This is a genomic window from Agaribacter marinus, from assembly GCF_030160655.1.
Taxonomy (GTDB): domain Bacteria; phylum Pseudomonadota; class Gammaproteobacteria; order Enterobacterales; family Alteromonadaceae; genus Glaciecola; species Glaciecola marina.
This window is the reverse complement of sequence record NZ_BSOT01000005.1, coordinates 1,386,258-1,400,135: the sequence shown is the minus strand read 5'-3', so window position 1 is coordinate 1,400,135 and position 13,878 is coordinate 1,386,258. Positions and strand designations below refer to the sequence as shown.

General features: G+C 41.2%; 13 protein-coding genes. 8 read left to right on the top strand and 5 right to left on the bottom strand.

Features of this window, described 5'->3' with window-relative positions; all coding sequences use genetic code 11:
* The first annotated feature begins 246 nt into the window (after positions 1 to 246).
* Positions 247 to 369 carry a DUF3149 domain-containing protein gene (locus tag QQK00_RS07700; protein ID WP_284216899.1) on the top strand — a complete coding sequence of 41 codons (123 nt, stop codon included), beginning with the start codon at positions 247 to 249 and terminating at the stop codon, positions 367 to 369.
* Positions 370 to 399: 30 nt separating this feature from the next.
* On the opposite strand, the gene smrB is transcribed toward QQK00_RS07700, so the two are convergent.
* Positions 400 to 951 carry an endonuclease SmrB gene (smrB, locus tag QQK00_RS07695; RefSeq protein ID WP_284216898.1) on the bottom strand — a complete coding sequence of 184 codons (552 nt, stop codon included), beginning with the start codon at positions 949 to 951 and terminating at the stop codon, positions 400 to 402.
* Between the two features lie 90 nt (positions 952 to 1,041).
* Between smrB and prmB the strand changes: the two genes are divergently transcribed.
* Genes prmB through QQK00_RS07675 form a run of 4 tightly spaced genes read left to right on the top strand, consistent with a single transcriptional unit; the run spans position 1,042 to position 5,348 of the window.
* Positions 1,042 to 2,025 carry a 50S ribosomal protein L3 N(5)-glutamine methyltransferase gene (gene prmB, locus QQK00_RS07690; protein WP_284216897.1) on the top strand — a complete coding sequence of 328 codons (984 nt, stop codon included), beginning with the start codon at positions 1,042 to 1,044 and terminating at the stop codon, positions 2,023 to 2,025.
* Between the two features lie 8 nt (positions 2,026 to 2,033).
* Complete coding sequence (aroC, locus tag QQK00_RS07685; RefSeq protein WP_284216896.1) at positions 2,034 to 3,134, top strand: chorismate synthase; 1,101 nt, start codon at positions 2,034 to 2,036, stop codon at positions 3,132 to 3,134.
* A gap of 19 nt (positions 3,135 to 3,153) precedes the next feature.
* Positions 3,154 to 4,359 carry an MFS transporter gene (locus tag QQK00_RS07680; protein ID WP_284216895.1) on the top strand — a complete coding sequence of 402 codons (1,206 nt, stop codon included), beginning with the start codon at positions 3,154 to 3,156 and terminating at the stop codon, positions 4,357 to 4,359.
* Positions 4,360 to 4,361: 2 nt separating this feature from the next.
* Positions 4,362 to 5,348 carry a TolB-like translocation protein gene (locus QQK00_RS07675; protein WP_284216894.1) on the top strand — a complete coding sequence of 329 codons (987 nt, stop codon included), beginning with the start codon at positions 4,362 to 4,364 and terminating at the stop codon, positions 5,346 to 5,348.
* A gap of 55 nt (positions 5,349 to 5,403) precedes the next feature.
* Here QQK00_RS07675 and QQK00_RS07670 read toward each other — a convergent pair whose 3' ends face one another.
* The 4 genes from QQK00_RS07670 to QQK00_RS07655 form a co-directional block, all read right to left on the bottom strand.
* Positions 5,404 to 5,751 carry an outer membrane protein assembly factor BamE gene (locus tag QQK00_RS07670; protein ID WP_284216893.1) on the bottom strand — a complete coding sequence of 116 codons (348 nt, stop codon included), beginning with the start codon at positions 5,749 to 5,751 and terminating at the stop codon, positions 5,404 to 5,406.
* Between the two features lie 125 nt (positions 5,752 to 5,876).
* On the bottom strand, positions 5,877 to 7,553 hold the full coding sequence (recN, locus tag QQK00_RS07665) for a DNA repair protein RecN (protein ID WP_284216892.1): 1,677 nt from the start codon (positions 7,551 to 7,553) through the stop codon (positions 5,877 to 5,879).
* 84 nt (positions 7,554 to 7,637) lie between these two features.
* The gene (gene nadK, locus QQK00_RS07660; protein ID WP_284216891.1) at positions 7,638 to 8,510 is read right to left on the bottom strand and encodes an NAD(+) kinase; all 873 of its coding nucleotides are present in this window, start codon (positions 8,508 to 8,510) and stop codon (positions 7,638 to 7,640) included.
* Between the two features lie 112 nt (positions 8,511 to 8,622).
* Positions 8,623 to 9,702, bottom strand: coding sequence for a GGDEF domain-containing protein (locus tag QQK00_RS07655; RefSeq protein ID WP_284216890.1), 1,080 nt, complete (start codon positions 9,700 to 9,702; stop codon positions 8,623 to 8,625).
* 213 nt (positions 9,703 to 9,915) lie between these two features.
* On the opposite strand from QQK00_RS07655, the gene grpE reads away from it, so the two are divergent.
* From grpE to dnaJ, 3 genes are all read left to right on the top strand, one after another.
* A complete protein-coding gene (grpE, locus tag QQK00_RS07650; RefSeq protein ID WP_284216889.1) occupies positions 9,916 to 10,554 on the top strand; it encodes a nucleotide exchange factor GrpE in 639 nt (212 codons plus the stop codon).
* A gap of 129 nt (positions 10,555 to 10,683) precedes the next feature.
* Positions 10,684 to 12,612, top strand: coding sequence for a molecular chaperone DnaK (dnaK, locus tag QQK00_RS07645; protein WP_284216888.1), 1,929 nt, complete (start codon positions 10,684 to 10,686; stop codon positions 12,610 to 12,612).
* A 110-nt stretch (positions 12,613 to 12,722) separates the two neighbouring features.
* Entirely contained in the window at positions 12,723 to 13,862 is a 1,140-nt protein-coding gene (dnaJ, locus tag QQK00_RS07640) for a molecular chaperone DnaJ (RefSeq protein ID WP_284216887.1), read from the top strand.
* Positions 13,863 to 13,878 lie beyond the last annotated feature (16 nt).

Below are 13,878 nucleotides of genomic sequence, written 5' to 3'. Positions count from 1 at the left end.
TATATTCACTTAAGTGCGCAAAAAACAAGCGTTTATTTACAGTTTGAAATAAATAGACATCAACGGAAACAGTTTATTGATCTATCTCAAATTTTGTAGGCACGGGTTATTTAGACAAATGAACGTTTGATCTAGGTCATGATTTACATCTTCTGTAGCATTCATAATTAATACAGTTTTTCAGTATTGACGGTGTGTTTAATCGTCATCAGTAGCAGACAGACTTGTGCAATTAAGGAGATTAGAATGTTAGACCTAATTATTAGCGATCCAGTCGCATGGGGCTCAATTTTGGGAATTTTTGTTGTTGTTGCGTTGTGTAGTTATTACGTTTGGTTATTTTTAACAAATGTGAGAGATGACGCATAAGTGTATTTAGCGGTATTCTTTGCCTTTACCCTAGAAGGGTTTTTCGTCTTGGCGTGTTTGTATTATCACTAAGAGCGCGCCTTTACCTCCCCATTCTAGTGGCGCTTGATGAAATCCAATCACATATGGATGCTGCACAAGCCAGCTAGGTACATTTTGTTTTAATACACCGCCACTTACACCATGGATGATATTGATACATTCATGATGCTTATCAAATGCCTCTTGTATCACGGCGGCTAATTCGAGTTTTGCGTCTTGTCGATTTAAGCCATGCAAGTCCAATATGAGCTCTGGCACAAACTCGCCTCGGCGCAATGCTTTTACTTTGTTTTTTGATTCAAAGTCTCGGCTAAATGACATGGCTGTGTTAGCTTCGAAGTGGGCTTCAAAGCCATCAGAAAACTCAAAGCTTGCCGCGTGACGTTTGCTCGATAACAGTCGTTTTTTTTCTGCTAACGTGTCTACTTTTTTACGTTTGTGAATTTGAGGCGGTAAATATTTATCACTTTTTACGCGCTTCACGTCCTTGAACAAACTCGCAAAGCTATCTAAATCATCGTTATTGGGACTTTTTTTCACATTTAAGGCGTTATTTAAGCGAAATTATCTCGAATACATATTATTATACTGCCACTTTCGCCCTGACACCAAGGTTTAACACAGGTAATAATGGAATCAGCTGAACAATTTGAAAATGCCTATGCAATGGTATCTGAGGAAAAATCAGAGATAGTCTCAGAACTTTCATGTGTTATTGATTGGATCCGCTATGCAATGAGCGAATTGCAACGTTACGGTGTTTATTTTGGTCATGGGACTGACAATGTGTGGGATGAGGCGGAACACCTTGTGTTTCTTAGCTTGGACTTACCGCTTGTGTTATCCCTCGAACAAAAGCAAGCCTTATATGCGGCCAAGCTTACGAATCAAGAAAAGTGTAAAACGGTTGATTGGATAGAAAAGCGCACCAAAGATGAATTGCCATTACCTTATATAAGCAATACATCGTGGTTTGCGAACATGCCTTTTTATGTGGACGAGAGGGTGTTGGTGCCGCGTTCACCTTTTGCTGAGCTCATAAACAACAGGTTTACAGGTTATCTATCAGAAAAAGAAGAGCCTTTGCATATACTTGATATGTGTACTGGCAGTGCATGTATCGCGATTGCTTTAGCGCATAAATTTCCACTTGCCATGGTCGATGCAGTTGACATAGATACAGATGCCTTAGACGTAGCGTCGGTAAATATTGCCAATTATCAATTGGAGGAACGTGTCTACCCGCTGCTATCAGATGTGTTCGAAAGCTTAACGGGCCAGCAATATGATCTGATTGTTGCTAATCCTCCGTACGTTGACGCTGAAGATATGGCTGATTTACCCAGTGAATATCATCATGAACCAGAACACGCGCTAGCATCCGGGTTTGATGGTCTAGATTTAACCGTACAAATTTTGACAAAAGCGACGCAGTTTTTGCGAGACGATGGTTGGTTGTTTGTTGAAGTGGGTAACAGCGAAGTTAACTTTGAAAGACGAATGAATCGATTGAATGTTTCGTGGTGCAAATTAGCGCACGGTGGAAGTGGCATTTTTGCCATTAGCAAGGCTGAGTTAATGGCTCAGCAAGAAATATTAGATGAATTGGAGTAATACGACCTATGTCGGGTAATACCTTTGGTAAATTATTTACTGTTACAACCTTTGGTGAGAGTCATGGCATTGCAATTGGTGGCGTGGTAGATGGCTGCCCCCCTGGTTTATTGTTAAACGAAGACGACTTGCAACACGATTTAGATCGTCGTAAGCCAGGCACTTCTCGCTATACAACAGCCCGCAGAGAAGAGGACGAAGTAAAAATTCTGTCTGGTATATTTGAAGGCAAAACAACCGGTACCAGTATTGGTTTACTGATTAATAATACTGATCAACGTAGTCAAGATTATTCTAAAATCAAAGAAAGTTTTAGGCCGGGTCATGCTGACTACACTTACCAGCAAAAGTACGGTTTTCGTGATTATCGTGGTGGTGGTCGTTCATCTGCGCGTGAAACCGCTGTCAGAGTAGCTGCTGGCGGCATTGCTAAAAAGTTCCTTAAGCAGATTTATGGCATTGAAATTCGAGGTTACTTATCTCAACTAGGGCCTGTCGCGATTGATAAAGTAGATCATGATGTAACAAATACAAATCCGTTTTTTTGTCCTGATGATACTAAACTCGAAGCGCTTGATGCTTACATGCGAGATTTGAAAAAAGAAGGGAACTCCATCGGCGCAAAAATCAGTGTGTCTGCGACGAATATGCCGGTAGGCCTAGGTGAGCCAGTTTTTGATAGGCTAGATGCCGATATTGCCCATGCAATGATGGGAATAAATGCTGTTAAAGGTGTCGAGATAGGTGACGGTTTTGATGTCGTCAATCAAAAAGGCACAGATCATAGAGATGAAATATCGCCTGAAGGCTTTCATTCAAATCATGCGGGTGGTGTGCTTGGTGGTATTTCAACCGGACAGGAACTACTCGTGCACATGGCGTTAAAACCGACGTCAAGCATTAGCATTTCTGGTGAAAGCGTTGATATTCACGGTAAGTCTACTGATATTATTACGAAAGGACGTCACGATCCGTGTGTTGGTATTCGTGCTGTGCCAATAGCAGAAGCAATGCTTGCCTTGGTGTTGATGGACCACGTGTTACGGCACAATGCCCAAAATAAGGACGTGAATTCGATTACCCCTGTGATCCCTGCATCTAGGCCCTAAGGCATAAATTTGACATAAAATGCTATTTAATTTTCCGTTATCAAGCCCGCAAAATCGCGGGCTTTTATCTTTTACCTATCTATTCTATTTTGCCCAAATTGGGGTCTTTGTGTCCTACGTCAGTGTATTTTTGGATGACAAAGGTTTCACCTCTCAGCAAATTGGGACATTGTTTGCCATTGTGGCGGTCGCCCGTATTATAGGACCAAATTTGTGGGCAGGTGTTGCCGATCGCACGGGCAAAGTTGGTTTGGTCATGCGTATCGGTAGTTTACTTTCGTTAAGCACATTCTTATTCATCTTTATCGCAGAAAGCTATTTGCTTATTGTGCTCATATTTTCAGTCATGATGATGTTTTGGACTGCCATAATCCCCCAACTAGAAGTTACAGCGGTCAATGCTTGTGGCACTTCAAAAGGGGGGTATGGTGCGATTAGAATGTGGGGAAGTATTGGCTTTATACTGGCGACTATTATTGTTGGCGCTCTTCTTGATGTGTTTTCGTCTCAAGCAGTGATTATTTCAGCCTCATTTACACTTTTTGGGATTTTTATTTGTACCTTGCTCATTACTGCGCCTAAAAAGGCAAATGCAATTCATCATGAAGGAGGCAGTATACTACCTGAGGTATTAACCAAGGGGTTTATCGCATTCATTGTTGCTAATACTTTACTGCAGGTAAGTTTCGGTAGTTTTTATAGCTTTTTCACCTTGTACATGCGGCAATTGGATTATCAAGGGTGGCAAACGGGCATCTTTATGGCTGTTGGTGTTGTCGCTGAAATTATTATTTTCGTGTTTGCTGCACGCTTAATCAAGCGATTTTCGGTAAGTGGATTGTTTGTGTTTAGTTTGGCAATGACGGCAGTTCGTTGGCTAATGTTGGCGTTTTTGGCACATTCTTGGTGGTTCATATTACTTAGCCAATTAATGCATGCATTTAGTTTTGGTTTGACGCATTCTGTATCAATCCATTATTTACATAAACGATTTTCTGAACGATATCACAGTAGGGCGCAGGCTATTTATGTCAGTATATGCTTTGGCCTAGGTACCGCTATAGGCAGTTACTTTGCGGGCATATGGTGGTCTGATGGCATCGGTGCTGTATCGAGTTATGTATACTGTGCGCTTATTGCAATAGTCGCTACTTTTGCGGCACTATTTATTACGGACGATAAAACACTTAAGCATGATGAAAAGGTGTCATTGAAAGAGGTCTAGATATGAAATATAGAGTTATGTTATTTATCATTTTTCACGGGTTTAGCATTGATTTGTATGCCCAGTCACCGTCCGCCTCTGATATTTTTATTGGCGAAATTAAGCGTAGTGCTAATGGTTTGAGTGTGGTTAATCTCAAGCAAGTGACGGATAACGTCGAATACACTAATCAGCCATATTTTTTTGATGACAAGCATTTATATTTTACGCAAGAAGTTAAAGGCGTTGATGGGCAAGCAAGTCAAATGGATATTTTTCGCTATGATGTTAGCTCGAATCAATCTACGAATCTTACAAATTCAAGCGACAGTGAATATTCTGCAACTCCGACACCAGACGGTGTTGGTTTTTCTGTTATTAAGGTTAATTCTGCTAACAAGCAGGAACTATGGCAAATTACGTTTTCTGGTCAACCTATACAGCAATTGGCAAACGCAATTGAACCGGTTGGCTATCAGGTCTGGATGCAAGATGACAAAGTATTGTTATTTGTGCTGGGCGAACCGCACGCACTGCGCATGGTAGACCCATTTAATCCAGACGATGCAGGGCATGTTATTGCTGAAAGTATTGGTCCGTCGTTACATAGAATGCCACATACCCAAGGTTACACATATACTGTTGAAGCAGCGGAGAACTCGAACAGCAATAGTCATGATCATAGTAAGGCAACACATAAAATGACTAAGGGGCAGGGGGCATCTTTATGGCTGTATTCTCCATTGACAGGTAAAAAACAAGCACTAACCAATTTACCTGTTGGCGCTACTTACTATGCTTGGACACCAAATTCAGAACTTCTAAGCACTGTAGAAAACAAATTGCTAGCTATGCCTTTTTTAGTCAATCGAAATAAACGCTCTGGGTTGCCTGTCGAAAGTACAGTATTTTCAGAAGTGGAAATAGAAGGAAAGGCTTGTAAAAAAGGTATCAGCCGATTAGCTGTATCACCGTACGATGAAAAAATTGCATTAGTATGTGTTCGCTAGCTTAAGTAATTACATCCTACTTAAGCTAAACAAAATAAGGCTATAGGCTATTAATTTAGCCTTCTAATGGGGTATCAAACTCTTCTGGCTTTTCAAAATCGCCAGTCATAGAGCTGAGACGACCACTATCAAACTTTAGTACCAGTTCTTTTCTAAAGTCTTTTCCGCGTTTTCTCATGCCGCGTTTCATGTCGTACACGTAATACCACGTGTTGTTATCAAAACTATCTTCTACAACTGGATTGCCAAGAACAAATCTAACTTGTTCTTGCGTCATGGCTATACGCAGTTGGTTAACGTCTTTCTGATCTAAGAAGTTGCCTTGTGGAATATCTATTCTGTATATCCAATTGGAACAGCCAGTCATTAATATTATGGCAAACAATACTGCAGCTAATTTCATTTTTTACCTGTATTCAAGTCGGTCTTTTAAATTTTTCGATGAGGATATTAACCTTATGCTTAAGACCATTCAACAAGATATTAGTTCATGGCTATATCACGTACACAGTATCTGATACTTGTAACTCAGTTTAGTTGCAATAAATCTTTAGCATTTTCAATTGCTTTATCAGACAATTCATCACCTGCAAGTAGCCTAGCGATTTCATTAATACGATCTTCAGAGCTTAATTTAAGTACTTGCGTTTCGGTGGTTTTGCCATCGGTGATCTTATTTACAAACAACTGGTTGTGGGCTTGTGCGGCGACTTGTGGTAAATGTGTGACACAGACTACTTGGTTTTTTTCACCTAACTGATGAAGCAAGCGTCCAACAACAGTCGCCGTTTGTCCGCTAATACCTGTATCAACTTCATCAAAAATTAGGGTAGGAATTTGATGATCACGAGAATAAATGACTTGAAGTACTAGACCGAAGCGAGAAAGTTCGCCGCCGGAAACCACTTTTTCTAAGTTGTCTGGTACTTGCCCAGGATTGACAGACACCATGAAGTTGACATGATCGTTACCGTGACTGCTTGGAGGATTTGCTGAGTTAAAGTGTACTTCAATATTGACTACTGCATAAGGCATGTTTAATAGTTTTACATTTGTTTCAACTTCGCTAGATAATTTCTTAGCGGCTTTTTCACGCGACTTATGTAGCTTATTTGCAATATCCCAATACGTGTTTAACGCCGCTTTTGTTTCATCGACAATGGATTCCAGACTGGCTTCTTCTTGATTTAGCGCCTTTAGTTCCATAGATAGGGCTTCATGCACGCTGTAAAGCTGTTCAGGCGGCACATTGTGTTTACGAGAAAGTTCTAGATATTTACCATATCTAGCTTCTATTTCAGCAATGAGTTGCGGATCACTTTGCTGACTATTTCGATAATGATCTAATTCGCTGTACGCTTCTTGCGCTTGAATAATTGCATTCTGTAACATCTCATACGCATCCGAAAGCCCACTATCTACGTCTAATTGCGCTTGTATTTCACGAGCGCCATGATTTAATAAGTCAAGCGCACTGGCAGGTTCCCCATCTTTTAATAAATAACATGCTTTGTCGCTAGACTCGATGAGTGTTTGCATACTACTTAATTTTTTAAATTCAGTTTCTAGTTGTGTGAATTCGTCTTCTGATGTCGAAAATTCATCTAGTTCACTGACCTGATAACCAAGTAAACTAACTCTATCTGTCCGTTGTTTTTGGGCGTTTTGTAACTCGTTTAACGTGTTGTTTAATGTTTTGTATTGTTGATACGCCGACGTCATTTGTTTCAATAAGTCAGGGTGTTTTGCATAAGCATCAAGTATTAATAGTTGGTTTTCTGCCTTCAAAAATGAGTGGTTATCATGCTGGCCATGAATATTCACTAACATTTTTCCAAGTGATTTAAGTTGATTTAAGTTAACCGGGATACCATTGACAAACGCTTTTGATCGACCTTCAATACTCACTACACGACGAATGAAGCATTCGTCTTTATTGTCGTCTTGATTTAGTTCATGTTCATTTAACCAAGTTTGTACGTGAGGCAATTCGTTTACATCAAAATGTGCAATTATTTCGCTTTTGTCTGCACCTAAGCGGACAATACCGGAGTCAGCTCGTTCACCTAAGCATAAACCTAAAGCATCTAGGGCAATTGATTTACCTGCCCCTGTTTCGCCAGTGATTGCCGTAAGGCCACTTTGCACAGCCATGGCCACTTGTTTTACGACGGTTAAGTTTTTGATGTCTAGATGTACGAGCATAATACTATTCCAATAACTTTATACTGATAATATATACAGTAGTATTGGAAATGTAAACAGTGAATTAAAGCTGTTTGCTGACCGCTAGTAAAGTTTACTGCCCCAGTTCAGTTTTTTGCGCAATACATTAAAATAATTGTAGTCTGGCGGGTGTATAAGGGTTAGGTGCTTAAAGTTTTTACGAATGATTACGTGATCACCCGGGTTAACCGAAATAACAACATGGCTATCACAACTAACTTGCACGTTGTCAGAATTATTATTAGAAATTTTTAAGGTCATCTCATTGTTAGCATCTACAACGATTGGTCTGCTACTTAATGTATGTGGGAACATAGGTACTAGGGTGAGGACGTCTAAATGTGGCGTCAGTATAGGACCACCGCCAGATAACGAATATGCAGTAGAGCCCGTCGGTGTAGCAATAATTAAACCGTCAGAACGCTGTGAAAAAACGAATCTATCTTCGATATACAGCTCAAACTCCATCATATGCGCAACTTTGCTATGGTGAAGTACTATCTCATTTACTGCATTGTGGGAGTCTACAAGCGTATCTCCGCTATACACAAGCGCTTCGATAAGGAAACGTTTTTCTCTGGCAATATTGCCAGTAAATAGATGTTCAAGTTGTTCAGTAATATCATCTGGCGAGATGTCAGTCAGAAACCCTAAATTCCCTCTATTTACACCAACCACGTCGATATCAAACTCTGCTAGCACACGGGCGGCGCCCAGCATATTTCCGTCGCCACCAACCACGATAGCCAAATCGGCGCGTCGTCCAATTTCAAGCATTGACACTGATTCAACATCAAATTTTGAGTCTATTTGTATCTTGTTTTCTACGAGTATATTGCAGCCACGTGCAAGTAGTTCGTTAATCAACAATTCGATACTATCGAAGGTTGCTTTGTGACTGGCTTTGCCAATCAACCCAACCGTGCGATATGCCATCTGAAAATCCAGTTAATGTCTCTTCAGGCTAGGGTACAGAAGCTATGTAGACTTGCAAGTAAATTTTAATGGAGGGCGCATTTTGGTGTCTTATAAGTGAAGACAATATGATCTAGTCGAACTCTTTTTCAGCTAGCTTTTTAGCCTTAGCTTGATACATATCTAAGTCGGCCATGCGAACTACGTCGCTAAAATCCCTTGCCGTTGACGAAGCGCCGATACCAAATGATAGCATCACTGGTAAATTTGAAATGTCTTTTACCACATATTCTTGTTCGACAGAGCGTTGTATTTTTTCCGCAAGCATTTGTGTGCTTTCATAGTTGGCATTAGTTAAAAGAATCAAGAACTCTTCTCCACTCCAGCGAGCGAGTACATCTGTATCTCGAATATTACTCTTAATAGCGTCGTGCACTGAGTTAATGACTTGGTCTGTTACCTCATGGCCAAATCTACCATTTAAATCGCTCAATTTTTCAATATCACAAATAAGTACCATATACTGTTCAAAATGACGTCTTCTTTCTGAGGTCCCTGATGAGAATAATTGTTCTATATATCTGCGATTGTATGCCCCGGTCATTGCATCCGTATTAGCTTCAATAAAGAAGCGTTTGGCGCTGCTAGTACTGATACGTTTTAAGTAAAGCATTACAATAATAAAAGGCACTATCGCCAAAATTACATTGATTGAATAAACATAGGGAATCAGTTCAGGTAATGCATATGTATACTCGACATTTCGAGACAGCAGATATGCGCAAATAAAGCTTACTGCAATTACGAGGCATATAATGATGGCTTTTTTTACTGACTTTACTGGGCTTGCTAAAATAAGTGCGGCCAGTGGCCAGAGATAATAGTGAAATCCTAGATGCGTACCCATAGCTATCGTAACTATAAGCGCATGCCCAACCATTTCAAGAACAATTAGCCGCACGCACAATTGATGCCTCTGACGTACGTTTTGTATGGCTGCGATTAGCCAAATAATAACGCTAACCACATTGACCGCGGCTAACCAATATGCATCAATGAGTAAAAAGAAAAATAAAAAACCTAAATGCGCAAAAGCACCTGTATTACACAAAGCGCGGAGTAGTCGCTCAGCGCTGAGTAACATACTTTGTTTTTCAAGCGCGATGAAGCTTTCATCTATACCGCGCCGAGAATGCAGTGTATTGTGATCCATTTACTACCTACTAATGACCAAAATAACGATGCCTTCGTTGCACATCTTTCAACCATCATACGGTATTTTTGGAAAGGAAGAAATTAACCCTGCAAAAAATATTGATAATAATTGTAGCGTCTGGCTTGAAGCTTACAGAACCATCCCCATTATACCGAGCATTAGAGACTAAAACCGGCGCCATAGCGCGTACTTGACGTTCGGAGAAAATTGATGAGCAACGATCAAAAAACAGAAAACAAAGCAGAAAATACCCTTGTAGACGAGGATCTAGTTGAAGAACTACATGTTGACGAGGCAAGTGCTGAAGAAAATGATGCTGAAAGTGTTGATGGCCTAACAGTTGAACAAGCACAAATTCAAAGCCTTGAAGAAGAGCTAGCAATCGCAAATCAAACGATTGCTGGTCAAAAAGATAGCGTAATTCGTGCAAAAGCTGAAGTAGACAACATTCGCAAACGTGCCGAAGCAGACGTTGATAAAGCGCGCAAATTTGCATTAGAGAAATTTGCCGGTGAACTGTTGCCTGTTGCTGACAACCTTGAACGCGCGATGCAGTCTGCAGATGTTGAAAATGAAATTGTTAAACCGTTGTTTGAAGGGGTTGAATTAACGCAGAAGAGCTTTATTTCAACCTTGGAAAAGTTTGGTTTAAGTGTTGTTGATCCACAAGGCGAAACATTTAATCCTGAGCACCATCAAGCGATGTCTATGCAAGAGTCGGCAGATGTGCCTGCCAATACAGTGTTAGCCGTAATGCAGAAAGGCTACTTGTTAAACGGGCGTTTGCTTCGACCAGCTATGGTAATGGTATCTAGAGTACCAAGCGAAGGTGTTGATACTACAGCGTAATTCTTGACAAAAATAAATAGCTTTTTTTGTCATAAAAGTGAAATTCACATATTGAAATAGGGGTTATTAGCCCCACTTATTGTTGTAATAAGACATTGTTACACGAAAAAAGATTCTGGAGATTAAAACATGGGTAAGATTATTGGTATCGATTTAGGTACAACTAATTCATGTGTTGCCGTACTTGACGGTGACAAAGCTAAAGTTATAGAAAATGCAGAGGGTGAACGCACCACTCCGTCAATTATTGCATACGCGGAAGACGGTGAAACCTTAGTTGGCCAACCTGCAAAACGCCAAGCAGTGACTAACCCAAAAAATACATTATTTGCAATTAAGCGCCTAATTGGTCGCCGCTTTGAAGATAAAGAAGTGCAGCGCGATATCGATATTATGCCGTTTAATATTGTTAAAGCGGACAATGGTGACGCTTGGGTTGAAGCTAATGGCCAAAAAATGGCTGCGCCGCAGATTTCTGCTGAAGTCTTAAAGAAAATGAAAAAGACAGCAGAAGATTATTTAGGCGAAGAAGTCACCGCTGCGGTAATTACTGTTCCTGCTTATTTTAATGATTCTCAACGTCAGGCGACTAAAGACGCTGGTCGTATTGCTGGGCTTGAAGTTAAACGGATTATCAATGAGCCAACTGCTGCGGCGCTTGCCTACGGCATGGACAAGAAGAAAGGCGATAGTGTCGTTGCTGTGTACGATTTAGGTGGTGGTACTTTTGATATCTCTATTATTGAAATCGACGAAGCGGACGGCGAGCACACCTTTGAAGTATTAGCGACGAATGGTGATACTCACTTAGGTGGTGAAGATTTTGATAACCGCATGATCAACTATCTTGTAGAAGAGTTTAAGAAAGAGCAGGGCTTTGACTTGCGTCAAGACCCACTTGCTATGCAGCGTTTAAAAGAAGCGGGTGAAAAGGCGAAAATCGAACTTTCTTCTGCTCAGCAAACGGAAGTTAATTTACCTTACATTACCGCTGATGCTAGTGGACCAAAACATTTGGCGATTAAAGTGACAAGAGCTAAGTTAGAAGCGCTTGTTGAAGATATGGTTAAGCAATCGCTTGAGCCAGTTAAGCAAGCACTAGCTGACGCCGATTTATCTGTAAGCGACGTAAACGACATTATCCTTGTTGGTGGTCAAACACGTATGCCATTAGTGCAAAAGTATGTGGCAGAGTTTTTCGGAAAAGAACCGCGTAAAGATGTAAATCCTGATGAGGCTGTTGCTACTGGCGCGGCAATTCAAGGTGGTGTGTTAGCGGGTGATGTTAAAGACGTATTATTATTAGACGTTTCTCCATTGTCATTAGGTATCGAAACCATGGGCGGTGTAATGACCGCGGTAATCGAGAAGAATACAACGATTCCAACTAAGAAATCGCAAACCTTCTCAACGGCTGATGATAACCAAGCGGCAGTAACCGTGCATGTGCTGCAAGGTGAGCGTAAGCAAGCATCTGGCAATAAATCTTTAGGTCAGTTTAACCTTGAAGGTATTCGTCCTGCGCCGCGTGGTACGCCTCAAATCGAAGTAACCTTTGATATTGATGCTGATGGTATTTTACACGTATCGGCAAAAGATAAAGATACAGGTAAAGAGCAGAAAATTACGATTCAAGCGTCTTCCGGTTTGAGCGACGATGAAATTGAACAAATGGTTCAAGATGCTGAAGCGAACAAAGAAGCGGACGAAAAATTTGAAAAATTAGTGGCTGCAAAAAATCAAGCTGATGGCTTAGTACACGCGACTAAAACACAAATTGAAGAAGCGGGTGATGCGTTAGATGCTTCTGATAAAGAAGTGATTGATGCGGCTATTGCTGATTTAGAAGCGGCACGCAAAGACGACGACGTTGAAGCCATTGAAGCTAAAAGCCAAGCACTTATTCAGGCCTCACAGAAGTTAGTTGAAATTGCGCAAGCTAAAGCTCAAGCAGGCCAAGCTGACCCTAGTGCTGCCGGTGCTGAACAGGCAAATGCCGCACCTGATGATGATGTTGTTGACGCTGAATTTGAAGAAGTTAACGACGATAAGAAATAATCGTCATTACATTTTGTAAGACCTTCGACAGGCGCAGCTTTTACTAGTTAGCGCCTGTTGTGTTGTAAACACCATGAAAAATTGGTGGTAAACCCTAGGATGTTGAGTGTATGTCCAAAAGAGACTATTACGAAGTATTAGGCGTTGGCAAAAGTGCCGGTGAACGCGATATTAAAAAAGCCTATAAAAAGCTTGCGATGAAATATCACCCTGACAGAACGCAGGGAGATAAGTCTTTGGAGGAAAAATTCAAAGAAATACAAGAGGCTTACGAAGTTCTAACGGATACTCGCAAACGCGCGGCTTACGATCAGTATGGCCATGCCGGTGTTGATCCAAACCGAGGTGCTGGTGGATTTGGTGGTGGCGGTGGCGCTGATTTTGGCGACATATTTGGTGATGTGTTTGGCGATATATTCGGTGGTGGTCGAGGTGGCAGCCGTCAATCTCGCGCACGTCAAGGTGCAGATTTACGTTATAACCTAGAAATGACACTTGAAGAAGCTGTGCGTGGTAAGGATGTTGAAATCCGAGTGCCTACACTTGTAGAGTGTGATACTTGCGACGGTTCAGGCGCTAAAAAAGGTTCTTCTCCAACTACTTGCCCGACATGTAAAGGTAACGGTCAGGTACAAATGCGCCAAGGCTTCTTTGCTGTGCAGCAAAGCTGCCCGACATGTTCGGGTAAAGGCCAAATAATCTCTGATCCTTGTAGCCCATGCCGAGGCCAAGGCAGAATAGAAAAAACGAAAACTCTCTCGGTTAAAGTACCTGCTGGTGTAGACACAGGTGATCGTATTCGTTTATCTGGTGAAGGTGAAGCTGGTGAAAATGGCGCACCTGCAGGCGATTTATATGTGCAAGTACATGTGCGCGATCACGATATTTTTACGCGAGACGGTAACAATTTGTTTTGTGAAGTCCCCCTTAGTTTCAGTACAGCTGCGCTAGGTGGCGAAATAGAAGTACCGACGCTTGATGGTAAGGTGAAATTAAAAATTACGCCTGAAACACAAACCGGTAAGATGTTCCGTATGCGCAGTAAAGGTGTGAAATCTGTTCGTACAGGTGCTGTGGGCGATTTGATTTGTAAGGTAGTGCTAGAGACGCCAGTTAACTTGTCGTCTAAGCAGAAAGCCATTTTACAGGAGTTTGATGCTTCTATCACAGGTTCTGCTGCTAAACATAGCCCAAAAGAAAAAGGTTTTTTTGACGGCGTTAAAAAATTCTTCGATGATTTAACGAATTAATCGACGACGTCACGTA

Coding starts and splice junctions, on each gene's coding strand:
- recN (WP_284216892.1), bottom strand. CDS start 7,553: ATGCTCGTACATCTAGACATCAAAAACTTAACCGTCGTAAAACAAGTG.
- grpE (WP_284216889.1), top strand. CDS start 9,916: ATGAGCAACGATCAAAAAACAGAAAACAAAGCAGAAAATACCCTTGTA.
- prmB (WP_284216897.1), top strand. CDS start 1,042: ATGGAATCAGCTGAACAATTTGAAAATGCCTATGCAATGGTATCTGAG.
- QQK00_RS07700 (WP_284216899.1), top strand. CDS start 247: ATGTTAGACCTAATTATTAGCGATCCAGTCGCATGGGGCTCAATTTTG.
- dnaK (WP_284216888.1), top strand. CDS start 10,684: ATGGGTAAGATTATTGGTATCGATTTAGGTACAACTAATTCATGTGTT.
- QQK00_RS07655 (WP_284216890.1), bottom strand. CDS start 9,702: ATGGATCACAATACACTGCATTCTCGGCGCGGTATAGATGAAAGCTTC.
- QQK00_RS07675 (WP_284216894.1), top strand. CDS start 4,362: ATGAAATATAGAGTTATGTTATTTATCATTTTTCACGGGTTTAGCATT.
- QQK00_RS07670 (WP_284216893.1), bottom strand. CDS start 5,751: ATGAAATTAGCTGCAGTATTGTTTGCCATAATATTAATGACTGGCTGT.
- QQK00_RS07680 (WP_284216895.1), top strand. CDS start 3,154: ATGCTATTTAATTTTCCGTTATCAAGCCCGCAAAATCGCGGGCTTTTA.
- dnaJ (WP_284216887.1), top strand. CDS start 12,723: ATGTCCAAAAGAGACTATTACGAAGTATTAGGCGTTGGCAAAAGTGCC.
- nadK (WP_284216891.1), bottom strand. CDS start 8,510: ATGGCATATCGCACGGTTGGGTTGATTGGCAAAGCCAGTCACAAAGCA.
- aroC (WP_284216896.1), top strand. CDS start 2,034: ATGTCGGGTAATACCTTTGGTAAATTATTTACTGTTACAACCTTTGGT.